The following is a 25,827-nucleotide window of genomic DNA, read 5'->3' as shown; positions in this document are numbered from 1 at the left end:
AATTAGTGCGCGCCTTCCACCTTCACCTTGGGGTCCGCCTTCTGGAGCATGGCCACCAGGATGAGCGCGCAGACGAACAGCACCGCGAGGATGAGGAAGTTCGCGTTGAAGGCCCGCACCAGCGCCTGGGCGCTGATGCGCTGGCTCAAGAGGCCGTAGGCGGCCCCCGTGGGATTGAGCACGCCCTTCGCGGCCATGGCGCCTGTCATCGAGGCGACCTGCTCCTGGGCCACCTGCCCGTAGACGTCCACGTGCGAGGTGATGGCGGTGACGTTGGCCTGGGTGGAGCGGCTGAGCGCGCTGCTCATCCAGGCGGTGCCAATGGAGCCGCCCAGCTCGCGGGTGAGGTTGAAGAGGCCCGCCGCGTTGCCTCGCTGCTCTGGTCTGAGGTTGCTGAGCGCCATCACCGACAGCGGCACGAAGATGAAGCCCAGCGAGCAGGCGCGGATGAACACCGGCGTGATGAGGGTGATCTCATCCACGCGCGTGGTCAGGTGGCCGTTGGTCCACAGGGACAGGCTCACGCCCAGGACACCGAAGGCGATGAGGTAGCGGCCGTCCACCTTGCCGCCGAACCTGCCGATGAGCGGCATCAGGAGGACCTGGATGGCGCTGCCCTTGAGGAAGATGAGCCCGATGTCCAACGCCTCGTAGCGCATCACGGAGCCGCAGAAGAGGCTGAAGAGGAACGAGCCGGAGAACAGCGCCGTGCCCACGAGGAAGTTCACCCCCGTGGCCGCGGTGTAGGAGCGGTTGCCGAACACCCTCAGGTCCACCACGGGACTGGGTGTCTCCAGTTCGTGGACGACGAAGGTGATGAGCGCGATGCCCGCGATGACCGCCAGCAGGGTAATCAGCCGGCTGTCGAACCAGTCCTCGCGGTTGCCCTCCTCCAGCACGTACTGGAGGCACGCCATGCCCACCGCCAGGAGCGCGATGCCGTTGCGGTCCACCTTCTCCATGGACTGTTCGAAGTGGGGCTGTTCGATGGAGCGCCACGCCATGTACGCGGCGAAGAGGCCCACCGGCACGTTGATGAGGAAGATCCAGTGCCAGCTGGCCGCTTCAATGAGGAGGCCGCCCACGGTGGGCCCCAGCAGCGGACCCGTCACGGCGCCCAGGCCGAAGAGGGCGCCCGCCATGCCGTGCTCCTCGCGCGGGTAGCGGGCGAAGAGGATGGCCTGGGACGTGGGGATGATGGCGCCGCCGCCCATGCCCTGCAGGATGCGGAAGGCCACCAGCGAGGGCAGGTTCCACGACAGGCCGCACAGCACGCTGGCCACCGTGAAGAGGAGGATGGAGAACGTGAAGTACTTCCGATAGCCGAAGCGGCGCTGCAGCCAGCCCGTCATCGGGATGACCACCACGTTGGCCATCATGTAGCCCGTGGACACCCAGGCGATCTGATCCAACGGCGTGCCGAAGCTCGCGCGGATGTCGCTCAGGGCCACGTTGACGATGGAGATGTCCAGCACGGACATCAGCGCCGCGGCCATGGCCGCGATGGTGATGCCCGCCTTGGAGCCGGTGATGACGTCGCGGCGAGCGTCCACGGTGGGTTACTCCGCCTTCCGGGTGTCCGCCGCCGCGGTCTTCTGCGGCTGCGCTTCCGCGTCCGTGTCCACGGTGACGTAGGCGCTCATGCCCGGCTTGATGGGCAGCTCCTTCAGGTCGCCGTCGAAGCGGATGAGCACCGGGATGCGCTGCACGACCTTCACGAAGTTGCCGGACGCGTTGTCCGGAGGCAGCAGGGCGAAGCGCGCGCCGCTGGCGCCCGCGAGGCTGTCCACGTGGCCCTTGAAGGAGTGGCTGCCGAAGGCGTCCACCTCCACCTTCACCGGCTGGCCCGCGCGCATCTCACCGACCTGGTCCTCCTTGAAGTTGGCGACGACCCAGATGTCGTTCTGCGGGACCACGGCCATCAGCGGGCGCTCCGGGCCCACCATCTGCCCCACCTCCACGGTGCGGCGGCTGATCACCCCGTCCACCGGGGCACGCACCTGGGCGTAGGACACGGCGAGCTCCGCGAGCGTCAGCGCGGCGTGGGTCTGCTTGACGCGGGCCTCGGCCAGCTTCAGCGCGGCCTGCGCGGCCTGCACCTGCACGGGGGCCGTCTCCGCGGCGGAGAGCTTGCCCTGCGCGGCCTCCAGGCCACCGGAGGAGCTCTGGATGCCGGCCTCGGTGGACGTCAGGCGCGCGCGGGACTGCTCCAGCGAGGCCTTGGCGGTGTCATACGCGGCCTGGCGGGCGTCCAGGTCCGCCTGGGCCACGGCGCCCTGCTCCCGCAGCTGCTTGATGCGGCCCAGGTCCGTCTCCGCCAGCTTGAAGCGCGCCTCGGACGCGGTCACGTCCGCGCGGGCCTGGTCCAGCGCGGCCTTGGAGGAGCTGATGCCGCTGGAGGCCTGGGTGACGCCGGCGCGGGCCTGACGCAGGTTGGCGCCCGCGTTGGCCTCCGTGAGGGTGAGCTGGGCCTGGGCGTTGGACAGCTGGGCCTCCGCGCTCATCACGTCGGCGCGGGCGACCTCCAGGCGGGCGTCCAGGTCCGCGTGGTCCAGCTCCACCACCACGTCGCCGGCCTTCACCGCCTGGTTGTCCTTCACGAGCACGCGGACCACCTGCCCGGCCACGCGCGGCGACACGTTGGCGATGCGGCCTTCGACCTGCGCGTCGTCGGTGGACTCGTGGCCGTGGGTGAGCAGGTAGCGCGCGCCTCCGCCCAGCACCGCCACGCCCACGAGGATGGGCAGCACCTGCTTCGCGCGGGAGCGCTTCGCGGGCTTCGCGACGACGGGGGCTTCGGTGGAGGGGGCGGCTTGCAGGGATTCGGCGGTACGGGTCGTCATGGTTGTTGCTCGGTACGGCTGGGGTGAAGAAGGGGTGTGGGAAGCGGATCAGGGGTCCCGCAGGGCGGGGATGCCGGAGGACACCTTGGCGAGCAGGTCGCGAAGCGTGTCCCGCTCGTCCAGGCTCAAGGGAGCCATGAGCGCGGCGATGCGGCGGTAGTGGTCGGGCATCATGCCCAGGATGAACTCGCGGCCCTTGGAGGTGAGGTGCACGGAGTACATGCGCCGGTCCTCGGGGTGGTCCGTGCGGGAGATGAAGCCGTCCTTCTCCAGCGTGTCCAGAAGCCCCGTGATGGTCGCGCGGCTGCACCGCGACAGCTCCGCGAGCTCCGCGGGACGCAGCGTCTCTCCCGCGTCCTCCGCCGCGAAGAGCTGCACCAGCACGACGAAGCGTCCGTGGGACACGCCATGCCGCGCGAAGTGCGCCTCGTAGGCCTCGGTCAGCTCATTGGAGAGTCGGAGCATCGTCAGGCAGGTCTCGATGGCGCTCGGGTCGAGCGCGGGAAACCGTTTGGCCAACTGCTTCAGCCGCTCGTACCGGGGCACGAGCTTCATCGGCGTGGCGTTTTTGGGACGGGGAGGAGCCAAGACGAGGCGTCTAGTAAGGCCCCTAACGATTTTCCGCAAGTTGATTCGTCGCCTGACTAAATCCTTGATTTCCCAACCGGGGAGTGGACCGTCTGGCTACTCGAGCGCCTGCGACTCCGCGTCAGTGGGAGGGGATTCCAGGAGGAGAACGGCGCGCAGGTCCGGATGAAGTTCCAGGAAGGAGCGCACGGCGCGCAGGTCGAAGGACTGCACGTCCGCCCTCTGGGCGAGCCCCGCTTCCTGGATGACCTGGGCGACCGCGTCGCCGTGGGCCGGAGCAATGTCTGTCTTCACGGACGTCCGTTTGAGTTCAACGTTGAAGCGGACACGGCGGGCGTTCCGGGCGCGGAGCGGGTCGCGGGCTTCATGCGCGGCGTCCGCCTGGTCCGCCGCGAAGGCGAACACCTGTCGCAGGGTGGGGACGGTGTAGGGGTCCTGGAGGCTGGCGCGAGCGGCGAACGCGACGGCTTCTGGCGAGCGGGCGCGGTCGTTCGTCTGCTCCGGGCGGCCCGCAAGGAGCCGGTCGCAGACGAAGGCGGCCTGGAGCTTCGCGACGGTGAGGGTCGCGATGGGGACGGGGGATGGGAGCGGGCTTCCATCCGCGTGACGGCACTTCGCCGGGGACAGGTCCGGGTCGTGGGAGAGCACGGGGACGCCGTCGGCGGTGAGGACGGTGTCCAGTTCCAGCGTGGTCATCCGGTAATCGAGCGCGGCCTCGAAGGCGGGCAGCGTGTTCTCCGGCCTCAGGTTCCGCGCGCCCCGGTGGCCCTGTGCATCGAAGCGCTTCGCATCGATGAGCCCGTCCGCGTCCAGCAGGTCCCCCGGGGTGCCGTCCCCATTGGCGTCGAAGTCGCGCACCGCCTGGGCGAGGAGGTCCGGCCGGTCGCTGATGATGCCGTCCACGCCGCGCCGGAGCAGGGCCTGCATCGTGGGCAGGTCGTTCACGGTCCAGACGATGACGGGATGCCCCGCGGCGTGGAGGCGTTCCAGGTCGATACCGCCTCCGGGCTGGAGCAGCCGGGCGTCCGGAGAGCAGACGGGGGCCTTGCCGCGAGCGTGCGCACGCAAGGTGTCCATGAGGCGCACCGTGGGGTCGTCCGCTGGAGTGCGGGAGGTCCGGCCGGTCCGCGTGCCGGCGCAAGCCAGACCAGCCACGAGCATCCCAAGGGGAAACCACCGGGTGAGCGATGCCGTGCGCATGGGGCTGCATTCCCTCCTGGGGTCGGTTAGGAAGTTGAAGCGATGGATGTGAAGGATGCCACCGTGCAGGCAGCGCTGCGTCAGGCTTGCGACGACGCGGGCCTGCCGCAGTCCCTGCGGGGCTGCGTGTATCCGCTGCTGCGGGACCCGGAGGGCGACTGGCCTCCGTGCTGCGGCGGTGGCTGCATGCCGTGCACGTCCACGCTGGCGGACGTGGCGCTGCGCACGCTGGAGCTGCTGGGCACGCCGCGACGCTCGCCCCTGCCTCCGGGGTGATCAACGGTTGCCGTGGTCCACCAGCACCTCCGTGCGCGGAAGCGACCAGTGCATCTGGACCATCCGCCACTCGGTGCCCCGGCGCTCGAAGGCGCAGGCCACGCGAATCCCCTCGAAGGTGGCGGACCCGCTGGCTCCGACGAAGGCGACGTCCATCGCGGGCACCGTGAGGCACGCCATCGTGGAGGGCGGTGCACCGCCGTGCCAGAGCTGCTCCGAGCGCAGCGTCACGCGGATGTCGCGCAGGCTCCCGAACTGGGTGCGGAAGGAGTGCTCCACCTGCGCCCAGCCGATGAAGTGGAGGTTGGAGTGCGTGCCCACGACCACGATGTCGTCGTCATGCCAGAACAGCCTGGACAGCGCCTCCACGCTCCCGCGCTCATAGGCGTCCACGAACGCGGTGAAGCGCTGTGAGAGTTCCGTCTTCCATTCATCCCGCGTCGAGGTCATCGCGTCCCGCGTCCCTTCCCGCTGTCAGCTGCTCCCGGATGATGCGCGCCACCTCCGCCACGGAGGGCTCCTCCATGACGGTGAAGTGGTTGCCCGCCACGTCGTGGGCCTGGAAGGGAGCGGTCGTCAGCGCCTTCCACCAGGCCGCGGCGTGCGAATCCAGCACCGCGTCCCGCTCCGAGGCCCGCAGGTACACGAGCGGCACCGCGTGACGTCCCGGCGCGTACGCCGCGATGGCCTCGTTGGTCGCGAGCACCACGTCGCGCAGCCGTGCGTCGAGCTCCATCGCCGTCCGCAGCCCGTCCGCTGCGCGCGGGGAGATCTCCTGGAACGCATCGATGAGCCGCAGCACGTCCCCCACGCTCCGGATGCCCAGCCTGCGCGAGTCGTCCACCGTCACCGTGTCGATCTGGATGACGCCCGCGACGGAGTGGCCGCGCTCCAGCAGCACGGCCGCCATCTCGTACGCGATGACGCCGCCCGACGAATGGCCCCCCAGCCAGAAGGGGCCCTGGGACTGGAACGCCAGCAGCTCGTCCACGTACGCGCGCGCCATCGCCGGCACGTCGCGGTAGAGCACTTCACCGGGCTCCAGCCCCGACGCGCGGAACGCGTGCACCGGCGTGTCCGCGCCCAGCCGCTTCACCAGGGGCAGGTACGTGTAGACGGTGCCTCCAATGGGCTGCACCAGGAACAGCGGCGTCCGTCCGCGCCGTCCCGCCTGGAGCTCCATCCGCAGCGGAGCATCCCTGAGGAGCGGCCTCCCCGTCCGCTCCAGCTCCTCCTGGACCGCATGCACCCAGGCGCCCAGCGTCGGGTGCTCCAGCACCGCGTGCAGCGACAGCGTGACCGACAGCCGCGTCTTGAGTTCGCGGTTGAGCTGCACGACCAGGAGGGACGTGCCGCCCAGCTCGAAGAAGTGGCTGTCCGGTGTCAGCGTGTCCACGCCGAGCAGCTCCTTCCAGAGCGCCTCCATGGAGGCCCGCACCTCCTCGCGGCTCAGGGCCCGGGGCTCGCTCGTGACGCGAGGCTGCACGGGCCGGGGGGCCTTCTCCGCCAGCGAGTACCGCTTGCGCTCGAAGGGATACGTCGGCAGCACGACGCGCCTGCGCGGTCCGCTTCCGCGCACCTGGCTCCAGTCCACGGGGAAGCCCACGGACCAGAGCTGTCCCACCGCCTGGAGCAGCGCCTGTTCATTGCTCTCCGGTGGGTGACGCCGTCCCGCGTGAGTGCCGAGCGTGTGCAGCACCAGCCGCTCCCGCCCCACCCGGGGGTTCAGCTGCGCCAGCGTGGAGAGCGTCCGTCCCGGCCCCACCTCCACGAGGATGCGCTCGCGGTCCTCCAGCAGCAGCTCCAGTCCGGTGGAGAACCGGACCGTGTGTCGCAGGTGGCGAGCCCAGTACGTGGGGTCATGCGCGGCGTCCTCGGTCAGCCAGGTGCCCGTGACGTTGGAGACGAGGGGAATCGCCGGGGACTTCGGGCTCATCGTCCGGGCCAGGTCCGTGAGCGGCTGCATCGCCGGCTCCACGAGCGCGGAATGGAACCCCTTCGTGCGCGGCAGCCACTTCGTCCTCACGCCCCGCTCCAGCAACCGCGCCGCGAAGTCCTCCAACGCCTCCAGCGTGCCGGCCACCACGCACTGGCCGGGTCCGTTGACCGCGGCCAGGGACAGCGCGGGTGGCAGCTCCTGCGTCAGCACGGCCTCCGACAGGGGTACGGTAAGCATGCCGGAGGGCGGAAGTGCGTCGCAGAGCCGGCCGCGCAGCGCGACCAGCGAAACGGCCTGCTCCAGCGACAGGACGCCAGCGAGACAGGCAGCGGCGTATTCGCCCAGGCTGTGGCCCAGGAGGCTCGTCGGGTGGAGGCCCCAGGCGCCCAGCAGCTTCGCCAGCGCGTACTCCGTCGTGAAGATGGCGGCCATGCCCAGCGAGGGCGCACGGAGCGCTTCCTCCGCACGCGTCCCGCTCTCGTCCGTGAGCAGCGCGGCGCGAAGGTCGCGCTCCAGCTCCCGGCCGAAGTGCGCGGCGCATTCATCGAAGGCTTCGCGATACGCCGGAGCGCGCCGGTACCACGCCGCGCCCATGCCCGCCTCCTGCGTGCCCGTCCCCGGGAACAGGAAGCACACCTCCGGAAGTGGAGCGGATGCGAGCTGCGCGGAGCCGTCCCGCCGGAGCTTCGCGATGGCATCCTTGGGGGTCTCGCACGTGATGGCGCGCCGGTATCCGAACGCCGTCCGGCCCTCCTGCAACGTGTACGCGACGTCCGCCAGTGACTGCCCGGGATGCCGCTCCAGGTGTTCCGCGAGCCGCCGCGAGGCCGCGCCCAGCGCCTCCCCGCTCCGCGCCGAGAGCGTCAGCACCTCCATCGCCGGACCCGTGGTGAGGACCTTCGCGGACGGCGCTTCCTCCAGGACGACGTGCGCATTCGTCCCGCCAATGCCAAACGAGCTGACCCCCGCGAGGCGCGGGAAGCCCTCGGGCACGGACCACGGCCGCCCTTCCCTCCTCACGACGAAGGGCGAACGCTCCAGCCCTGTTTCCGGATGCGCGTGCTCGAAGTGGACGGTTCCTGGAAGGAAGCGGTGCTCCAGGGCCAGCGTCGTCTTGATCAACCCCGCCACCCCGGCCGCCGAGTCCAGGTGCCCCACGTTGCTCTTGAGCGCTCCCAGGACGACCTCGGGCTCGGACGCGCCACGGGCTCCGAAGGCGAGCCGCAGCGCCTGGACCTCCAGCGGGTCTCCCAGCGGCGTCGCCGTGCCGTGGGCCTCCACGTAGGTGATGTGGCGAGGGGCCACGCCCGCGTCGGCGTGGGCCCGCGTGATGACGTCGCGCTGGCCCTCCACGCCCGGGGCGGTGAAGCCGACCTTGGCGTTGCCATCGTTGTTGATGGCCGAGCCCCGGATGACGGCCTGGATGGAGTCCCCATCTCGCAGCGCGTCCTCCAGCCGCTTGAGCACCACGATGCCGACACCGCTGGAGGGCACCGTGCCCTGCGCCTTCGCGTCGAAGGGACGGCAGTGCCCATCCGGAGACGTGATGCCGCCTTGCTCGTGGAGGTAGCCGGACGGGCCGGACGCGAAGAGGGAGACGCCCCCCGCCAGGGCCACGTCGGACTCGCCCGTGCGCAGGCTCTGGCAGGCCAGGTGCACGGCCACCAGCGACGTGGAGCAGGCGGTCTGCACCGTGAGCGCGGGCCCGCGCAGCCCCAGCTGGTACGCCGTCGCCGTGGCGAGGAACTGCCACGGATTGCCCAGGATGGACCGGTACGACTCCGAGGCCACGGACATGGAGCGGAAGCGAGGCAGCACCTGGTCCAGCCAGTAGCGCGGCACCCCCGAGCCCGCGAACAACCCCGCCTTGCCGGGCAACCGCTTCGGGTCATAGCCCGCCGTCTCGAGCGCCTCCCAGGCGCACTCCAGGAACACGCGGAGCTGCGGATCCATCAGCCGCGCGTCCAGGGGGCTGTAGCCGAAGAACGCGGCGTCGAAGGACTCTACGTCCTCCAGCACGCCCGAGGCCCGGACATAGGCGGGGTCGTCCAGGAGCTGGGGATCCTCGCCCGCGGCGAGCAGCGCTTCCCGGCTGAACCGTGAGAGGCCCTCGCGTCCCTCCACCAGCAGCGTCCACAGCGCATCGACGCTGGGCGCTCCCGGGAACCGGCCCGAACTGCCGATGACGGCGATGTGCTCCGAACGCGCGGGGCTTCGCTCGGGCACCGGTGTCACCGGGACCGGGTGCGGGCTGGAGTCCGCGTCCAGATGCCGCGCGAGGGCTTCGAGGGTCGGGAACTGGAACAGCGTGGCCATGCTCACGCGGATGTCCAGCTCCGAGGCCAGCGCGGACTGGACCCGCGCGAGCAGCAGCGAGTTCCCGCCCGCGTCGAAGAACCCCTCCTGCCTGCCGACACGTTCCACGCCGAGAATCCGGCACCAGATGCGCTCCAGCGCCTGCTCCCGCTCCGAGGAGGGAGTGGCTTCGGGAGCGGCCTGGGCCCTGACGGAGGGCAGCGGCAGCGCGTCGCGATCCAGTTTCCCCGTGGGCCCGAGCGGGAAGGCCTCCAGCAGCACCAGCTCCCGGGGAACCATGTGCGGGGGAAGCGTCTCGCCCAGCGAGTCCCTGAACGCGGGCGCCCGCAGCCGTGACGCCGTGGCGGCATCCCGGGGAATGACGTAGCCCACGAGGTGCCGCTCTCCTCCAAGCAGCCGGGGTTCGACCACGGCGTCCCGGACGTCGGGATGCTTGCGCAGCACCGCCTCGATTTCGCCCAGCTCGATGCGGAAGCCGCGCAGCTTGAGCTGGCGATCCGACCGCCCGTGGAAGTCGATGCGGCCGTCCGGCCGGTGGCTGGCGACGTCACCGCTCTTGTAGAGGCGGGCGCCCGGCTCCGCGCTGAAGGGATGCGGTATGAACCGCTCCGCGTCGAGCTCCGGCCGGTTCAGGTAGCCGTGCGCCAGCCCCCTGCCTCCGATGTAGAGCGCGCCACGCACGCCCACGGGGACGGGCGCCAGGGCGTCATCCAGCAGGTAGACCTCGTAGCCCGGAAGCGGCGTCCCGATGGCGTACGGGCCCTGGCCCGCGTTGCACTCCATGCTCGTCGTGAAGACCGTGGCCTCGGTGGGTCCATACACCTGGATGAACCGGCGGCCCGGAGCCCAGGTGTCCACGAGCCGCGAGGAAAGCTCCTCGCCGCCAATCGCGAGCGTCTTCAGGTCCGGAAGCGCCCGCCACGCCATGGAGCCCAGCGCCGCGGGCGTGAACATCGCGATGTGGATGCGCTGTCGCTCCAGGAAGTCCGCCAGCTCCTCACCGGCGGCCACGTCCTCCTGGGCCATCAGGCACAGCGTGGCGCCGGAGGAGAGCGTCGGGAAGATCTCCCCGACGGAGAAGTCAAAGCCGGACCGGGAGCACTGCGCCACGCGCTTCCCCGGTGCGAAGCCAAAGTCGGAAGCCACGGTCTCCGAGAGGTGCACCGCGCTCCGGTGACCGATGCGCACGCCCTTGGGCTGGCCCGTCGAACCGGAGGTGTAGATGACATACGCGAGGTCATCCCCGGTGACGTGGACCCGGGGATTCTCGTCGGAGCCGCCGCGCACCTGCTCCAGCGCGACCACCGGGACGCCCGCGCCTTCCATGAGCGAGAGCGTCGCCTCCTGCGCGAGGATGCATCTCAGCCCCGCGTCCCGCGCCGTGAACTCCAGCCGCGCCCGGGGATACGCGGGGTCCAGCGGCACGTAGGCCGCGCCCGCCTTCAGCGTCGCCAGCATGGCGATGATCAGCTCGAAGGACCGCTGGAGGCACACCCCCACGAAGTCTCCGGGCCCGATGCCCTGCGACATGAGGTGATGGGCCAGCCAGTTCGCCTCCGTGTTCAGCGCCCGGTAGCTCAGGGTTCGGCCCTGGAAGACGAGGGCCGGCGCATCCGGAGTGCGCTCCGCCTGCGCTTCGAACGGGTGATGCAGGCAGTCCGCGTGCGGCATGTCCTCCATGGGCCCCTGCGCCCATTCGAGCAGCCGGGTCTGTTCCGCTTCGGAGAGCAGCGGCAGCGTCGCCACGGGCCGCTCCGGGTCGCGCACGGCCTCGCGCAGCAGCGTCACGAAGTGGTCGCCGAGCTGGTGGATCATCCAGGGTTCGAAGACGTCCAGCGCGTACTCCCACCGCACGGACATGCCCTCCGGCCGCTCATCCAGCTCGACGGAGAGGTCCAGCTTCGACGTCCCCGTGTCGAGGTCATGGGGTTCCACCCGCCAGCCTGACTGAGGCACCGCGATGCGCGGCTCCAGCGTGCAGGACACCTGGAACAACGGATTGGCGCCGGGGATGCGCGGCGGGTTCACCGCCTCCACGATGCGCAGGAGCGGCGCGTCCTGGTGTTCGAGCGCCTCCAGGCAGACACGACGCACCCGAGCGAGCAGGCCCCGGATGCTCAGCCCTTCGGAGAACCGCAGCCGCAGCGGCAGCAGGTTCACGAAGTGCCCGGAGATGGCCTGCGACTCCTCGCGGCTCCGTCCGGAGAAGGCGCCTCCGACCAGGAAATCCTCCGCACCGGAGTAGCGGTGCAGCAACGCCCCCAACGCCGCCAGCATCGTCATGAAGAGCGTGGCGTCCTCAGCGCGTCCCAGCGCCTTCACCGACTCCAACAGCTCCCTGGGGATTGGCACGACGTGCTTCGCCCCCCGGAAGCTGGGGACGGGAGGCCGGGGATGCTGCGTGGGCAGCTCCAGGTGCGGCGCCCCCGTGAGCGTCTGCTTCCACCACTCGAGGTGCGGCGCGATGGCCTCCTGGTAGCCAGGCCCCTGCTGCCAGACGGCGAAGTCACCGTACTGGAGCCGCAGGGGCGGCAGCGCATGGGCCTCCGCCAGGTAGAACCGATGCAACTCCTGGAGGAATGCCGCCATCGTGAAGCCATCCACGATGAGGTGATGCATCACCAGGACCAGACGGCTCTCCGCCGCGCTCAGCCGGATCCACGTCGCCCGCAGCAGCGGCCCGTGCTCCAGGTCGAAGGGCACACGCGCCTCCTGGGTGGCCAACCGCGACGCCTTCGCGCTCCGCAGGCTTTCGGGAATGGCGCGCAGGTCCACGCGTCGCAGGTGGAACGGCACTCCGGATTCCACCCGCTGGAAGGGTCCATCCGGCGTGGAGCCGAAGGTCGTTCGCAGCACCTCATGCCGGGTGAGGAGCGATTGGAAGGCACGCTCCAGCGCGTCGGGCTGGAGGTCACCGGGCAGGTATAGCGTGAAGGGCTCGTTGTAGACGGCGCTTCGGGGGGCCACCTGCTCCAGGAGCCATAGCTGCCGCTGGGCATCGGACAGCGGCAGGGGCCGCGTCCGGTCCACCGGGATGATGGGGGGCAGGGAGAGGCGCCGACCTTCCTTCCGTGCCGGCTCCACCAGCCGCGCCAGCTCCGCGATGTTCGGACTGTCGAAGAGCGTCCGCACCGGCAGGCGGACCGACAGCGCCTGCTCCAGCCGCTCGATGAGGCGGATCGCGAGCAGCGAGTCCCCGCCCGACTCCATGAAGCGGTCCTGCCTTCCGGCCTGCTGCGTCCCCAGGACCTCCGACCAGACGCGCGCGATCTCCTCCTCCAACGGCGTGCGTGGCGCATCCCCGTCCCCACTCCCGAAGCGAGGGGCCGGAAGCTTCGAGTGCTCCACCTTGCCACTTGGATTGAGCGGCAGCTGGTCCAGCACCATGACCGCATGCGGGAGCATGAAGTCCGGCAGCTTCGAGCCCAGATACGCGCGCAGCTCCGCGTCCTCCAAGGTCGCGCCTTCCCGTCGTGAGACATACGCGATGAGCCGCTTGTCGCCGGGGGACGCCTCGTGCACCCGGACCACGGCGTCACCGACCCGGGCATGCGCGCGCAGGACGCTTTCGATTTCCCCCAGCTCGACCCGCGCGCCGCGGATCTTCACCTGGTGATCCACCCGCCCCAGGAACTCCAGGTTGCCGTCCTCCAGCCACCGCGCCCGGTCTCCCGTCCGGTACATCCGCGCCCCGGGCATGTCGCTGAACGGATCCGGAAGGAACCGCTCGCCGGTCAGGACAGGCCGGTTCAGGTAGCCCCGCGCGAGCCCCTCCCCGCCCAGGTACAGCTCACCTGGCTCGCCCACGGACAGCGGCCTCCCCGCGTCATCCAGGACGTGCAGTTGGAGGCTCGCAAGCGGCCTGCCGATGGGAATGGCCTCCCCCGGAACCGGAGGCGCGTGGAGCTCATACGCCGTCGCGGAGGTGGTGCACTCGGTGGGCCCGTAGCTGTTGAGCAGACGCTGCGGCTTTCCCCGCGCCATGACTCGCGCCGCCCACTTGGGGTCCAGCACGTCACCGCCCACCATCAAGACGCGGAGCCCGCCGAACGCGTCCGGAATGGCCGCCGCCAGCTGATGGAACAGCGACGTGCTCAGCACCGCGGCGGAGATGGCATCACGCCGGAGCTTCTCCGCGAGGAGCGGAGGCGACAGCAAGGTCTCCCGTGAAACCAGACACAACGTCGCTCCATTCAGGAGCGCCCCCCAGACCTCCAGCGTCGAGGCATCAAAGGCATACGACGCGGCCTGGAGCACGCGGTCCTCGCGCCGGAAGCCCATGAAGCCCGCGTCCAACACCAGCCGCGCCACGCCCCGGTGCGGGATGCACACGCCCTTGGGCCTGCCCGTGGAACCCGACGTGTAGAGCACGTAGGCCAGCGAGTCCGGCCCCGCGCCGCCCTTCACGTTCACGGCATCGAGTTCTTCTGGAGGCTCCTCCGGAGCAGGAGCTTCGACGACGTGCCCCTGGAAGCGCAGCCCCTGGACCGCCTCGCGCCGTCCGACGAGGACCCGCATCCCGGAGTCCTCCACCATCGCCGCGAGCCGCTCCGAAGGATGGCTCGGATCCAACGGCAGATAGGCGCCTCCTGCCTTCAGGATGCCCAGCAATCCCACCAGCGTCTCCGGTGTGCGGTCGACGTGGATGCCCACGGGCTGGTCGGGCCCGACGCCCAGGGCCTGGAGCCGCCGTGCCAGCCGGTTCGCGCGCCGGTTGAGCGCGTCATAGCTCACGCCGCCGCCTTCGAAATGCACCGCCACGGCTTCGGGTGTGTCTCTTGCGTGCGCTTCAAACAACGTGGCGATGTCCGGCCCTGGGCGCGAGGAGATGGAATTCATGACGAGTCATTGCCCCCCATCTTCTCAACGCACAGGGCCGGGAACCTTCGCCCAGGCCCCGGTATGACGTACGCTGATGTGCCCATGAGCCCCATCGTCCACGCCGAACTGTCCTGGCTCCTGGCGCAAGGCCTGCGCGAGCGGCGCGACCGCCTCCTGGTCACCTGCGCGGGACTGGCGCCGGACCTGGATGGTTTGTCATTGCTGGCGGGTGAAGAGTTCTATTCGCGTTATCACCACGTGATTTTTCATGGCTACGTGGGAGCGCTCGTCACGCTGGCGGTCTGTACGGCATTGGCACGGCAACGAGCAGCCGTGGCCCTGCTGTCGGTGGCTGCATTCCATGGTCATCTGCTGTGCGACCTCGCCGGGAGCGGTCCTGGCTGGCCCATCCACTACCTGTGGCCGCAGAGCCTGGAGGCGTGGTCCTGGTCCGGCCAGTGGAACCTGGCCTCGTGGCAGAACTCGCTCATCGGTCTGGCCGCGATGCTGGCGTGCCTGGCGTGCGCCCTGCCCTTCCAGCGGACCGCGCTGGAGTTGCTGTCACCGCGCTGGGACGCGGAGGTGGTCCGCACGGTGCGGCGGCGCTTCTCCCGGCAGGGTGATTCCGGCCCGGCCTGAAGCAGGCTGTCTGGAAATGCCCTACGGCTTGGCGGCGGGCCCCACCAGGGTCACCTCGAAGAGGTCGGGCCACAGCTTGCCGGTGAGGAACAGGCGGCCGGTGCCGGGCTCCAGCGCGATGCCGTTGAGCACCGCCTCATAGCTGTGCACCCGCCCTCGCACTGCCTGCGCCAGCGCCGACGCGTCGATGACCGCCAGCACGCGGCCCGTCGCGTAGTCGATCTTCAGGATGTTGTTGGAATGCCAGACGTTGGCGTAGACGCCGTCCTCCGCGCACTCCAGCTCGTTGAGCATCTCCTGCGGCACGCCCTGCAACGTCACCTGCACCTGGGACTTCACGTGGAAGTCCTTCGGGTCGTGGAAGCGCAGCGTGGACGTGCCGTCGCTGCGCACCAGCTGGCCCTGCCAGTAGCACAGGCCCCAGCCCTCGCCCACGTAGGCCACCTGCTTCTCCTTCGCGGGCGGCGTGCCGTTCCACACGAAGAGCGTCTCGTCCTGCCAGGTGAGCTGGTACAGCCGCTCACCGTCGCTCGCGAGCCCTTCCGGGAACACGTCCGGCAGGGACTCCTTCCACAGGGGCGCCGCCTGCTCCAGCGAGATGCGGCGCAGGTCGCCCTTCTCACCGGTGCTCTCGTAGAGCTGGCCCTGGTGGAACTGGAGCCCCTGCGTGAACGCCAAGGGGTCGTGCGGATACGTGTGGACGATGTTCACCGCCAGCCGCTGGGGCCTGGCCTCCAGGGCGCCCGCGTCCGGCGTCTGGCGCTGCGTGGGCGCGCACCCCAGGCTCAGGAGGAACAACGACAGGGACCAGGGGAGGCGGCGCATGGGCTTCCTTGCGACAAGCCGGCTTCACGAGCGGCGGGCCACGCCACCTTAGCGCGCCGGCATGTGGAGCGGCGTCACTCGCGCGTCACCGCGAGGGCCACTTCCACCGCGCCGCGCAGCTCGTCCATGTCGAACGGCTTGTTGAGCACACAGGCGGCCCCCAGGCGGAGGGCCTCGCGGTGCAGCTGCACGTCGCCGAAGGCGGTGATGAGGATGACCGGCGTGTTCCACTGCTCGCGCCGCAGCCGGGCGAGCACCTCCAGGCCCGTGAAGCCGGGCATGCGCACGTCGGTGATGATGAGGTCGGGCGCGCGCGACTCCTCCGCCGTCAGCCCTTCAATGAGGACGCGCACCAGGTCCGGCCCGTCCGACGCCTCCACCACCTCGTAGCCGCGCCGCACCAGCATCTTGCGGATGAGCGTGCGCATCTCCAGCTGATCATCCGCCACCAGGATGCGCGGGGCCCGAGCGGGCTCGGAGTGGGGGTCTTCCCAGGCCGCGCCGCGCGCGACTCCTTCCGGCTGCTCGTGCACCATGGGCGTGGACTCCTGAAGGGGTTGAAGGTTCCGCGGCGGTGACGCTCGCGGGGGACCTCCGGCTTCATGAGCATCCGCCGTGCCATGCCTGGGAGGTGCCGTGGCGGTGGGGCTTGGGGCATGCCGCCTCCGGGCGAAATGCCCCGGTTGGGGCACTTTGCCCCGCGTCCGGAGGCCTTCCGGGGCCGAGCTCCCCTCTGAAGGGGGGTTCTGGAGGGGTTGGCCCACGGGCTGCAATGAGGTCCGGGCGTCGGACCGGATGCGGGGCTTCCTCCAAGAGCTCCCTTCAGGCAGCTGGGCCACCGGTGGCTCCCGGTGTCGCTGGTGGAACGGGACCGCTGCCTCCTTCCCAGGGTGCCCACCGCATCCGGTTCGACTCTTTCTTCCCCCTCTCCGTCCGGAAGGCCCGCTTTCCGGCCGCCACCAAGGAGAACGCACGATGGTCCGCACGCTTCCGTCCCGCCGCCACCTTGCCCGCGCGCTCACGCTGATGCCCCTGGTTGCCCTGGGGGCCTGCAAGCCGGCCGCGGACGTGGCTCCTCCCTCCCGCCCCACGCTGTCGCTCAAGTCGGGCTCCACGCCGACGGCCACCACGCCCTCGGGCGCGAAGGTGGAGCCGGCGGTCTATTCAGCGCCCACGCCCGGTTCGCCCGGCGCACTCATGTCGCTGGCGCCGCTCGTGGACACGGTGAAGGGCGCGGTGGTGAACGTGGAGGTGCAGGCCCGCGCCCGGCCCGCGATGGGCGGGATGATGCAGGGCCTTCCCCCCGGCCTCGCCGAGCGCTTCGGCATGCAGGGCGGACAGAACCCCTTCGGCGAAGGGGGCGGCGCGCCCGCGAAGCAGGGGCTGGGCTCGGGATTCATCGTCGACCCGTCCGGCCTGGTCATCACGAACAACCACGTGGTGGAGGGCGCGGACACCGTCCGGGTGAAGCTGGAGGACGGGCGCGCGTTCGACGCGGAGGTGCTGGGCCGCGACTCGCTCACGGACGTGGCGCTGATCCAGCTGAAGGGCGTGTCCGGGAAGCTGCCGTTCGTGAAGCTGGGGGATTCGGATGGCCTGCGCGTGGGCGACCCCGTGATGGCCATTGGCAATCCGTTCGGGCTCGCGTCGAGCGTGAGCGCGGGCATCCTGTCCGCCCGGGCGCGCGACATCCACGCGGGTCCGTATGACGACTTCCTCCAGACGGACGCGGCCATCAACCCGGGCAACTCCGGCGGCCCCCTCTTCAACATGAAGGGCGAGGTCGTGGGCATGAACACGGCCATCATCGGCGGCGCGACGGGCATCGGCTTCGCGGTGCCGGCGAACCTCATCCAGGCGCTCCTGCCGCAGCTCCAGGAGACAGGCGTGGTGCGCCGGGGCTGGGTGGGCCTGGCGGTGCAGGACCTCACGCCGGAGCTGGCGCGCGCGCTGCGAGTGGACGCGGCGAAGGGCGCGGTGGTGGCTGGCGTCTCCGCGGGCGGGCCGGGAGAGAAGGCGGGCCTGCGCGAGGAGGACATCATCACGTCGGTAGGCGAGCGCGCGGTGGACTCCGCCGGGTCGCTGACGCGCGCGGTGGCGCTGCTCAAGCCGGGCAGCGAGGTGAAGGTGAGCCTGGTGCGCGGTGGCAGGACGATGGAGGTGCCGGTGAAGCTGGGCACCCGGCCCACGCAGCGGGGCGAGGAAGAGATGACGCCCCGGGACGCGACGCCCGCGCCCCTGTCGAAGCGGCTGGGCCTGCGGCTGTCGGAGGCGCAGGACGGCAGCGGCGGCGCGCAGGTGGTGGCGGTGGAGTCCGGCAGCGCCGCGGAGCGCGCGGGGCTCATGCCCGGGATGGTGCTGACGCAGGTGGGCGACCAGAAGGTGTCCGGCGTCGCGGAAGCGGCGCAGGCCCTGACGTCCGCGGAGCCGGGGTCCGCGCTGCTCTTGCGCGCGCGGGTGCCCGGACAGGATGGAGCGTTGCTGCGCGCGATTGAAGTGCCGCAGCGGTAGTTTGGATTTGTGTTGGCGCGCTCCACCGGCCGGGGTGTGAGCGCGCCGTTGTTTTCAGCGGGTGCGGGGCTGGATGAGCCCGGCCCGGGTGAGTAGCTCGCGCACGCGCCCGGCCAGGGCCACGTGTTCCGGGTTGGCCACGGTGAAGCGCTCCGGGGTCAGGAGGATGAGGGTGCCCTTGTCCTCCACGGGCTCGATGCGCACGGGCGCGGGCAGTGGCGGCACGGTGCCGCGCTGCTTGGAGAAGTAGGTCAGCCAGCCGAGCTTGGTATTGGTCTTGTTGCCTGGATCATCCAGCTCCCGATGGTAGTCGGACATGGCCGTGATCCATTCCGGCTCACAGGCGGCCACCATCCCGCGCATCACGGCCTCCAACACGGAGGGGGTCAACACCCGCTCCGCGTTCGGTCCTTCGAATGGAAGGGAGAGGAGGCAGGAATTGGGACTGCTCCCAGCATAGTCTCCGCATCGGAGACGCAGGTCCACGTCATCAGGATCGCTTTCGTTCAGGAACCAGACATGGAAGCCCAGTTCCTCAAAAACGCGTCCCCCTTCTCGGTTGGTGCCCCGTCGGAACAGGTCCGTAAGCACGGACACATCGGGCGGCATCAATGACAGCTTCTTCGTGCCCTTTCGGGACCTGATGGATTTGTACCAATGGGCCAGAAGCGGATCGCACGCGGCCAGGCGTTCGAGCAAGACCGCCGCACGACTGGCGCATGCTTCCGGTGATTCCTTCCGCGCTCCCCAGTAACCGCCGACAAAGAAGCTATCGGGGTAGGCTTGGCGCTTGGATTCCGTGGTCATGGAGTCTTCTGCTCAGCGTGCGGGGGTGTGAACGACTTCGATCTCATTGAGACCAGCGCGCTTGAGGAGTTGCTGAATTGCATCGGCCGCCCTCTCCTCCGCGACATGCCATCGGATGCGGAATCCCATTCCTTGGACTCGCTTGGTTTGTCGCGACGCTTGATCGACGAGCGCCTCGGCACCTGTATCCTTGAACCAGCGTTTTGGCGCCAAGCCTTCCTGGAACTTGTTCGCATACCCCGGCCCCTTGGCCTCCAGTAGCACTCCGTCCCGGAATCCGTCGAACTTCACGTCGCCGACCCAGTACGCCTCGTCCGCCGAGTGCCCGGAGATCTGCTCCTGGTAGCGCCGGGCCCGCTCGGACATCGACTCCTTCGTGGGCCCCCACTTCCCGGGCTCTTCCGGAGACGGCGCCGCGTTGGCCTTCTGGAGGATGAGGGCCGCGCCGGGTCCTCCGCTCAGCACCGCCGCCGCGCGCCCGACTGGCACCGCGACGCGCTCGACACTCAGCAATCCCTCCGCGGACACCGCGAGCACGGGCACCGTGGCCTCCACACCCGCCGCTGCTCGCGTCAACGTTCGCGTCGTCGCGGAAGCCGTGCCCCACAGCATGAGGACGTTCGTGGTCAGCCGCGCTGCTTCACGGATCTGCTCGCCCTCCGTCATGTAGCGGAAGCGCTCCCAGTACGCGGGCGACGACGTGATGAGCGCCGCCACGCCTTCGGGGAGATGGCGCAGGCTCGCGATGCTGTCCGTGGGATGGGACAGGAGCTGTCCCATGCCGTGGTACAGCTCCACGAACGCATCCTCCGCGCCATCCAGTGAGCGGCTGAGGACGTCCGCGTCGTCGTACACCTCCGCGAGCGGCCGCCAGTCCGTGGCTCGCAATTGCGCATCGACGTGGCGGAAGACACCGCCCCTCCCGCTGTAGAAGCGCCCCAGCTCGAAGTTGCCCGCGCGGAAGGTCCCGTCCCTCCACTGCACGGACCCCACCTTCTGCTGCGTGCTCCCATCCAGCGCCCAGGCCAGGTACCCGTCCGGCCGCAGCACCGCCACCTGCTCCCGGACGAACCGCTCCATCCGGTGCACCAGCTCCTCGCGGGACACCTCGCCGCCCTCCAGCACCTCGCGCAGCAGGAAGCCCGCCGCCATGCGGGGCGGATAGGTGCCCAGTGTCACCGGCTTCTCCATCAGCCGGTTCAGCACCTCGGCCGCGTCATCGGGCGTGAAGGGATTGCGGCGGACCGGCAGCTCCTCCAGGTCCTCCAGCCCGGCGCGCAGCAGCAGCTTCTCGAACGCGTCCACCTCCAGCAGGCCCAGCTCCACGGCCTGCCGCGTTCGCTCCTCCGAGTTCCCGATGACGGAAGCCGCATCCCCCACCGTGCCGCCTGCCCCCGCGGACACATCCCCATGCAGCGGTGCGGGCGAAGCGCTGTGGTAGCGCGCGTAGCCCTGCAACCCCACCGGAAAGGAACGCGCGCGTCCCCCCGCGCAGCCCACCAGGCCCGCGATGAGCACCAGGCCTGGCCATGCGCGCCGGAACCCTCCCCTGCCACGCAGTGCCTGAGTCCCGCTCATGCCCGTTCCTCCCGCTGAACAGGGCTAGCAGGGAGTCCTGACATCCTTGCCGCGATGCGGTGCGAAATGACGCGGCCGGTGCGCGGGCGACCCGCTGACCCGCTGGCTGCCCCGAATGTCCGGTGTCACGCGGTTCACACGGCGTGGCGCCTGGAAGCCCTCCGGGCATGGGAGGACTTCTGACAGGTGCTTCACGCGTCCGTCGTTTGAGCGACTCCGGGGGTTCGAAAATCACGGCGGCGGTGGCGTAGAGTGGCGTCCGTGCCGCGCTGCCTCACATGCGGGCGGCGTTGGGAGGGCTCTCACGCGCCGTGCCCGCCCGGCGTCCCGCCTCCCACCGCTCCGCCATCCGATGCCTCGCTCGTCGTGCCCGACGTTCCGGGCTACCGCTGCGAGAAGGTCATCGCGCGCGGCGGCTTCGGCGTGCTCCTGGCCGCGCACAAGCGCTCCGCGGACGGAACCGAGGGCGAACGCATCGCGCTGAAGCTGGCGCGCCCTGGCATCGCGCTCGCGGAGGCGCAGCTTGCTCGCGAGGCGGAGGCGCTGCGCGTCATCGGGCCGCCCACCGTGCCCGCGCTCCACGCCACGGGCACGCTGCCCGGCGGACAGCGCTTCGTCGCCATGGAGTACGTGCCGCTGCCCACGCTGGCGGACTGGCTGGCCCAGGTGTCCGGCCCCATGTCGCCGCAGGAGTTCGGGCCTCGCGCCAGCGCGCTCCTGGAGGCGGTGGCCGTCGTGCACGCGCACGGGCTGGTGCACTGCGACCTCAAGCCCGAGCACGTCTTCCTGGACGACGCCCACCACCGCGCCCGCGTCTTCGACTTCGGACTGGTGCAGCGCCCGGCCCCCGACGCGCTCGCCGACGACGGCACGCCCGGCGACCCGTCCTCCTTCGCCGGCACCGCCGAATACATGGCGCCCGAGCAGTGCGCCGGCCACGCGGCCCTGGATGCGCGCACGGACGTGTACGCGCTGGGCATCATCCTCTACGAGCTCATCACCGGCCGTCCGCCCTTCTTCGGCACGCTCACGGAGGTGCTCCAGGCGCACCTGTCGCTCCGGCCCCCGCCTCCGTCGGAGTTCGCCCCGGTGGCGCCGCCGGTGGAGGAGGTCGTGCTGCGCTGTCTGGCCAAGGAGCCCGCGCGCCGTCCTCGCGATGCCGCCACCGTCGCCCAGGCGCTGCGCGCCGCGCTGGACCACGCGGGCCAGTCCGCGGTGCAGCCCGCGCCCCGGCTCACCCTGCTGCCCGAGGTGCGCCCCGCGCAGACGCGCCGCTCGGTGGCGGTGCTGTTCACCTCCTCACGCGCGAACCCCGTCGCCGTGCAGAAGGCCCTGGCCGCCTACGGAGGCCACATGGCCTTCACGGACGGCGAGCGCTTCGCGGGCGTCTTCGACCCCGACGTGGGAGAGAACCCCGTGCGCCGCGCGCTGCGCGCCGCCGAAGGTCTGGCCGAGCGGGGACTCGCCCCCGCCGCGCTCGTGGACGTGGCCACCGTCACCGTGCAGCGCCGCCGCGACGGCGCGCCCCGCTACCTGGGCGCCATCTTCGCGCGCGAGGACCGCTATCCCCACGTGCCGGAGCTGCGAGGCCCCCTGCTCTCCCCCGCCGCCGCGGAGGCGGTGCCGGAGGTGCCGTGCCTGCCGGTGGTAGGGCGCTCCGGGCTGATGCGCCCCGCGCCCTCCGGCGCCGCGCCCCGGCCGGACGTCACCGTGCTGCAGATGGGCAGCGCGATGCTGGTGGGCCGCGACCCGGAGCTGGAGCAGCTGCTGGAGAGCGCCCGCTCCGCCGTGTCGGACGCGGCGCCCACCATCGTCACCGTGCGCGGCGACCGGGGCCACGGCAAGAGCCACCTGTCCTCCACGCTGAGCCTGCGCCTGAGGGCCGCGCTGCCGCACGCGCGCGTCTACTCCATGCGCTCGCGCGAGCCCGTGCAAGGCGACCCGGAAGGAACGCTGCGCACGCTGCTACGCGTGGCGCTGCACGGCTTCGACCGCGACGACACCGACACGCAGGAGGACGGCCGCACCGCCATCCTCGACCGGCTGGGGACCCGGCTGGGCATGGAGCTGTGGCCGGGCGTGGCCGCGACGCTTGGGTGGTACGCGCCGGGCGGACCGGAGCTGCACAGCTGGGCCGCGGCCCCGGGCGCGCTGCGCTCGCTGGCCCTGCGCGCCACGGGTGAGCTGCTGGCGGCGAGCGCCCGCGAACGGCCGCTGTGCCTCATCGTGGACGACGCGCACTTCGCCGAGGAGACGGCGCTGGACGCGCTGGAGTACGCCGCGCTCGCGGAGACGAGCGTACCCCTGTGGGTCTGCGTGCTGGTGCGTCCCGGCTTCGAGCAGAGCCGCCCCGCATGGGGCGCCCGCGCCGCGCGCCAGCTGGACCTGCCCCTGTCCGGCCTGTCTCCGAGCGACGCGCAGGCCCTGTGCCGCGCGCTGCTCCGGCCGGTGGAGAACGTGCCCGCGCAGGCGGTGGAGCGCATCGTCGAGCGAGCGCAGCGCGTGCCCCTGTTCCTGGTGGAGCTGGTGCGCGGCCTCAAGCGTCAGGGGCTGGTGCGGCAGCGATCGCCGGGCGGCAACTGGTACCTCGTCACGGACGAGCTGGACCGCGTGCCGGAGCTGCGGCTGGTGGAGTGGCTGGCGGACCGCGAGCTGGGCGCATTGCCTCCGGCGCTCGCCGCGCATGCCCGGTTGTGCGCGCTGCTGGGCGCGACCTTCACCGCCACGGCGGCGGACGGCGTGGTGCGCGAGCTGGAGCGCGACGGCGCCGCGGCGCAGTTCCCGCTGGACGTGGGACATGCGACGCGGCGGCTGCTGGACTCGGGGCTGCTGGTGGAGCACCGGCTGGAGGGCCTGAGCTTCCGAAACGAACTGGTGCGCGAGGCCGTGGTCGCGGGCCTCCCCTCCGAGGAGAAGGCGCGCATCCACCGCGCCGCGTACCGCCACTACCTGAGCCCGGCGGGTGCGCAGGAGCGCCAGCGGCTGGCCCGGCTCGCGCTGCATGCGGCGGCGGCGGGCCTGCGTGACGAGGCGGCGGCGCTGACCATCGACCTGGCGGAGTCCGCGCGCGGCCGTCACGCGTTCCTCGACGCGGAGGCCATGTACACGCGCGCCCTGGAACTCATCGAGCCCGAGGACGAGCTGCGCGGCCTCACGGCGCTGCGGGGCCGCGGCCTGATGCGCTACCGCATCGGCCGGTACGAGGACTCGCTCACGGACTTCGCCATCGCGCGGGAGCGGGCGCGGGGCCTGGGAGATTCGCGCGCGGAGGTGGAGCTGCTGCTCGACGAGGCGATGGCGCTCGACTGGGTGAACGACTACGCGCGCAGCGAGGCGCGGGCCCAGGAGGCGCAGCAGCTGGCGGAGACGGTGACGTCACCCTACGTGCAGGCGCGGCTGCTGCTGGCGCTGGGCCGCGCGCAGTTCCGCAAGGGTGAGTGGCTGGACGCGCTGATGCCGCTGGAGGCCGCGGCGGAGCGGGCGCGCAAGCTGGGCGACGCGGGCTACGAGACGCTGGTGGTGGCGCTGCTGCTGATGGCGGTCATCCTGCCCAACCTGGGCGACATCGACGGCGCCGAGCGCGTGATGGACGAGGTCATCAGCGCGTGCACGGAGCGCGGAGACCGCTTCCACCTGGGCTCGGCCATCAACAACCGCCGCAACCTGTGGGTGGCACGCCGCGACCTGACGCACGCGCTGAAGGACCAGGAGCGCTTCATGCAGCTGGGGCGCGAGCTGGGCGTGGTGGGCTGGGAGTACTTCGCCGAGCACAACATGGGCGAGCTGTACTACCAGGCGGGCGACGTGGAGGCGGCGGCGCCGCACATCGCCCGGGCCATCGTGCTGGAGCGCCGGCATCCGGAGGTGGCGCACCGTCCGTGGGCGCTCCTGCTCCAGGCGCGGGCCATGGCGTGGACGGGCCGGCACGACCGGGCGCGAGACCTGCTGGAGCAGGTGCGGCAGACGATGGCGAACAACCGCCACGGCGTGAACCTGAGCCCGTCGGAGGAAGTGCTGTTCTCCATGGTGGAGCTGTCCGCGCGGGACGCGACGGCGGAGGAGTGGCACGCCCTGCGGGAGCGCTCCGCCCAGGCGTCCGTGGAGCAGGAGCCGCTCGAGGTGCTGGAGATGATGGGCCTCGCGGCGTGGCGCCGGGGCGACTTCGCGGAGGCGATGCTCGCGCTCGGAGAGGCACTGGCCCGCGCGGCGCACGTGCCGAACCTGATGGAGGACCGCATCCGCCGCTCGCTGGAGCGCGTGCGGGACCTCACGCCCGCGGCGTAGCGCCCCCGCTCCATCGCGTGCGTGCATGCCGCCACGTGCGGCGCGCACGCGCCTTGTCCCTGGCGCATGCGCAAGGCCCGGCGGATTCCGTCAGCGCTATGCCGACCGCGAGAGCGCCGTCGTCGCGGCGATGAGGAGCCCCATCAGCGACTCACCCACCAGCGCTCCGGAGCCCAGGGAGGGCACGTGCGCATCCGTCGTCTTCGCCGACCACTTCCGCGCGAGCGCCGCCAGCCCCGCGCCCAGGCACAGCGTCACCGCGAAGTAGGCGGGCGTGATGAAGCCGATGCCCATTGCCACCGGCGACGGCAGCCACCGCGCCGCCCGGCCCCTCGCGGCCAGCGTCAGCACCGCGCCCACCGCGCAGCCCACCAGCGCGCCCCAGCCCGCGTAGGGCGGCAGGCCGGCCAGGCCTCGCACGGACACCTCCGCCACCGCCCGGAACTGCGCCGCCGCGGGCACCGGCAACACCGCCGTGCCCAATCCGTACGCATTCACCAGCAGCAGGTACGCCGGCACCGCCACCACCGCGCCCACCGCCACGCCCACCAACTGCGCGGCCAGCTGCCGTGACGCCGACGCCCCCAGCAGGTGCCCCGCCTTCAACGACCACAGGCTCACGCCGACTTGCGCGGACGCGCCCGCCACCACCGAGCCCGCCGCCACGTTGGGCGACAGCTCCCCGGGCCGCACCACGCCGAAGACGACCTGCGTGAGGTTGCCCATCTGGCTCACCGGCGACACGTCCGTCTGCCCCGCGCCTCGCGCGCAGACCGCGCACAGCGGCACCAGCAGCACGAGCGCCAGCAGCATCGACGGCACGCCCAGCCCGAACAGCACCCCGCCCAGCGCCACCGCCAGCGCGCACGCGACCGCCGCCCCCCACAGGCTCCACCGGGGCAGCCCGCCCCGGCTCGCGCCCACCGAGCGCAGGTCCTTCGCCGCGCCCAGGAAGTCCCGCGCCTGCGCCGCCAGCGACACCACCGCCGCGCCCACCATCAGCCCCACGCCGGGCCACATCAGCCACGAGGACAGCGGCTCGTACGCCGCGCTCGACACCACGCCCGCGTCCACGAGCCCCGGCGCGAGCACGCCCCACGCGAGCCCCGAGCCCAGCAGCATGCTCAGCGCCAGCTGCAGGCCCGTCATCATCCCCACCGCCAGCAGCATGGGGCTCATCCCCACGCCCCACGTCAGCGA

Annotated in this window: 15 protein-coding genes; 4 read left to right on the top strand and 11 right to left on the bottom strand. The window is 71.2% G+C overall.

Features of this window, described 5'->3' with window-relative positions:
- Window positions 1-2: 2 nt before the first annotated feature.
- The 4 genes from D7W79_RS09660 to D7W79_RS43595 form a co-directional block, all read right to left on the bottom strand.
- A complete protein-coding gene (locus tag D7W79_RS09660; RefSeq protein ID WP_244221685.1) occupies window positions 3-1,553 on the bottom strand; it encodes a DHA2 family efflux MFS transporter permease subunit in 1,551 nt (516 codons plus the stop codon).
- Between the two features lie 6 nt (window positions 1,554-1,559).
- Window positions 1,560-2,843: an HlyD family secretion protein gene (locus D7W79_RS09655; RefSeq protein WP_120525058.1), complete on the bottom strand. Its 1,284-nt coding sequence runs from the start codon at window positions 2,841-2,843 to the stop codon at window positions 1,560-1,562.
- A 48-nt stretch (window positions 2,844-2,891) separates the two neighbouring features.
- Window positions 2,892-3,398, bottom strand: coding sequence for a MarR family winged helix-turn-helix transcriptional regulator (locus D7W79_RS09650; RefSeq protein WP_120525057.1), 507 nt, complete (start codon window positions 3,396-3,398; stop codon window positions 2,892-2,894).
- 129 nt (window positions 3,399-3,527) lie between these two features.
- Window positions 3,528-4,508: a glycerophosphodiester phosphodiesterase family protein gene (locus tag D7W79_RS43595; RefSeq protein ID WP_244221684.1), complete on the bottom strand. Its 981-nt coding sequence runs from the start codon at window positions 4,506-4,508 to the stop codon at window positions 3,528-3,530.
- A 165-nt stretch (window positions 4,509-4,673) separates the two neighbouring features.
- On the opposite strand from D7W79_RS43595, the gene D7W79_RS09640 reads away from it, so the two are divergent.
- Complete coding sequence (locus D7W79_RS09640) at window positions 4,674-4,907, top strand: hypothetical protein (RefSeq protein ID WP_120525056.1); 234 nt, start codon at window positions 4,674-4,676, stop codon at window positions 4,905-4,907.
- On the opposite strand, the gene D7W79_RS09635 is transcribed toward D7W79_RS09640, so the two are convergent.
- Complete coding sequence (locus D7W79_RS09635) at window positions 4,908-5,357, bottom strand: nuclear transport factor 2 family protein (RefSeq protein WP_120525055.1); 450 nt, start codon at window positions 5,355-5,357, stop codon at window positions 4,908-4,910.
- Window positions 5,338-14,001 carry a non-ribosomal peptide synthetase/type I polyketide synthase gene (locus tag D7W79_RS09630; protein WP_120525054.1) on the bottom strand — a complete coding sequence of 2,888 codons (8,664 nt, stop codon included), beginning with the start codon at window positions 13,999-14,001 and terminating at the stop codon, window positions 5,338-5,340. Before D7W79_RS09630 ends, D7W79_RS09635 begins: the two co-directional genes overlap by 20 nt.
- Before the next feature lie 84 nt (window positions 14,002-14,085).
- On the opposite strand from D7W79_RS09630, the gene D7W79_RS09625 reads away from it, so the two are divergent.
- Window positions 14,086-14,622 carry a metal-dependent hydrolase gene (locus D7W79_RS09625; RefSeq protein ID WP_120525053.1) on the top strand — a complete coding sequence of 179 codons (537 nt, stop codon included), beginning with the start codon at window positions 14,086-14,088 and terminating at the stop codon, window positions 14,620-14,622.
- Window positions 14,623-14,643: 21 nt separating this feature from the next.
- Here D7W79_RS09625 and D7W79_RS09620 read toward each other — a convergent pair whose 3' ends face one another.
- Both D7W79_RS09620 and D7W79_RS09615 read right to left on the bottom strand, forming a co-directional pair.
- On the bottom strand, window positions 14,644-15,447 hold the full coding sequence (locus tag D7W79_RS09620) for a glutaminyl-peptide cyclotransferase (protein WP_120525052.1): 804 nt from the start codon (window positions 15,445-15,447) through the stop codon (window positions 14,644-14,646).
- A 74-nt stretch (window positions 15,448-15,521) separates the two neighbouring features.
- A complete protein-coding gene (locus D7W79_RS09615) occupies window positions 15,522-15,983 on the bottom strand; it encodes a response regulator (protein ID WP_120525051.1) in 462 nt (153 codons plus the stop codon).
- Between the two features lie 439 nt (window positions 15,984-16,422).
- On the opposite strand from D7W79_RS09615, the gene D7W79_RS09610 reads away from it, so the two are divergent.
- Window positions 16,423-17,958 (top strand): Do family serine endopeptidase, encoded by a 1,536-nt coding sequence (locus tag D7W79_RS09610; RefSeq protein WP_120525050.1) that lies wholly within the window; start codon window positions 16,423-16,425, stop codon window positions 17,956-17,958.
- A 54-nt stretch (window positions 17,959-18,012) separates the two neighbouring features.
- Here the strand turns inward: D7W79_RS09610 and D7W79_RS09605 are convergent, their stop codons facing one another.
- Window positions 18,013-18,765, bottom strand: coding sequence for an immunity 52 family protein (locus tag D7W79_RS09605; protein ID WP_120525049.1), 753 nt, complete (start codon window positions 18,763-18,765; stop codon window positions 18,013-18,015).
- Window positions 18,766-18,777: 12 nt separating this feature from the next.
- Complete coding sequence (locus D7W79_RS45705) at window positions 18,778-20,343, bottom strand: Tox-REase-5 domain-containing protein (protein ID WP_120525048.1); 1,566 nt, start codon at window positions 20,341-20,343, stop codon at window positions 18,778-18,780.
- Window positions 20,344-20,709: 366 nt separating this feature from the next.
- Here D7W79_RS45705 and D7W79_RS09595 point away from each other — a divergent pair, with 366 nt between their 5' ends.
- The gene (locus tag D7W79_RS09595; RefSeq protein ID WP_208729679.1) at window positions 20,710-24,627 is read left to right on the top strand and encodes a serine/threonine-protein kinase; all 3,918 of its coding nucleotides are present in this window, start codon (window positions 20,710-20,712) and stop codon (window positions 24,625-24,627) included.
- Window positions 24,628-24,723: 96 nt separating this feature from the next.
- On the opposite strand, the gene D7W79_RS09590 is transcribed toward D7W79_RS09595, so the two are convergent.
- Window positions 24,724-25,827: OPT/YSL family transporter (locus tag D7W79_RS09590; RefSeq protein WP_120525047.1), on the bottom strand; the 1,104-nt coding region annotated here is incomplete at its 5' end.

It is taken from the genome of Corallococcus exercitus, from assembly GCF_003611585.1.
Taxonomy (GTDB): Bacteria; Myxococcota; Myxococcia; order Myxococcales; family Myxococcaceae; genus Corallococcus; species Corallococcus exercitus.
This window is presented reverse-complemented; position numbering and strand designations above follow the sequence as displayed.

Excerpts from the sequence above, each read along its gene's own strand:
- D7W79_RS09655 (WP_120525058.1), bottom strand. The coding sequence starts at position 2,843 with ATGACGACCCGTACCGCCGAATCCCTGCAAGCCGCCCCCTCCACCGAA.
- D7W79_RS09650 (WP_120525057.1), bottom strand. The coding sequence starts at position 3,398 with ATGAAGCTCGTGCCCCGGTACGAGCGGCTGAAGCAGTTGGCCAAACGG.
- D7W79_RS43595 (WP_244221684.1), bottom strand. The coding sequence starts at position 4,508 with ATGGACACCTTGCGTGCGCACGCTCGCGGCAAGGCCCCCGTCTGCTCT.
- D7W79_RS09640 (WP_120525056.1), top strand. The coding sequence starts at position 4,674 with ATGGATGTGAAGGATGCCACCGTGCAGGCAGCGCTGCGTCAGGCTTGC.
- D7W79_RS09635 (WP_120525055.1), bottom strand. The coding sequence starts at position 5,357 with ATGACCTCGACGCGGGATGAATGGAAGACGGAACTCTCACAGCGCTTC.
- D7W79_RS09630 (WP_120525054.1), bottom strand. The coding sequence starts at position 14,001 with ATGAATTCCATCTCCTCGCGCCCAGGGCCGGACATCGCCACGTTGTTT.
- D7W79_RS09625 (WP_120525053.1), top strand. The coding sequence starts at position 14,086 with ATGAGCCCCATCGTCCACGCCGAACTGTCCTGGCTCCTGGCGCAAGGC.
- D7W79_RS09620 (WP_120525052.1), bottom strand. The coding sequence starts at position 15,447 with ATGCGCCGCCTCCCCTGGTCCCTGTCGTTGTTCCTCCTGAGCCTGGGG.
- D7W79_RS09615 (WP_120525051.1), bottom strand. The coding sequence starts at position 15,983 with ATGGTGCACGAGCAGCCGGAAGGAGTCGCGCGCGGCGCGGCCTGGGAA.
- D7W79_RS09610 (WP_120525050.1), top strand. The coding sequence starts at position 16,423 with ATGGTCCGCACGCTTCCGTCCCGCCGCCACCTTGCCCGCGCGCTCACG.
- D7W79_RS09605 (WP_120525049.1), bottom strand. The coding sequence starts at position 18,765 with ATGACCACGGAATCCAAGCGCCAAGCCTACCCCGATAGCTTCTTTGTC.
- D7W79_RS45705 (WP_120525048.1), bottom strand. The coding sequence starts at position 20,343 with ATGAGCGGGACTCAGGCACTGCGTGGCAGGGGAGGGTTCCGGCGCGCA.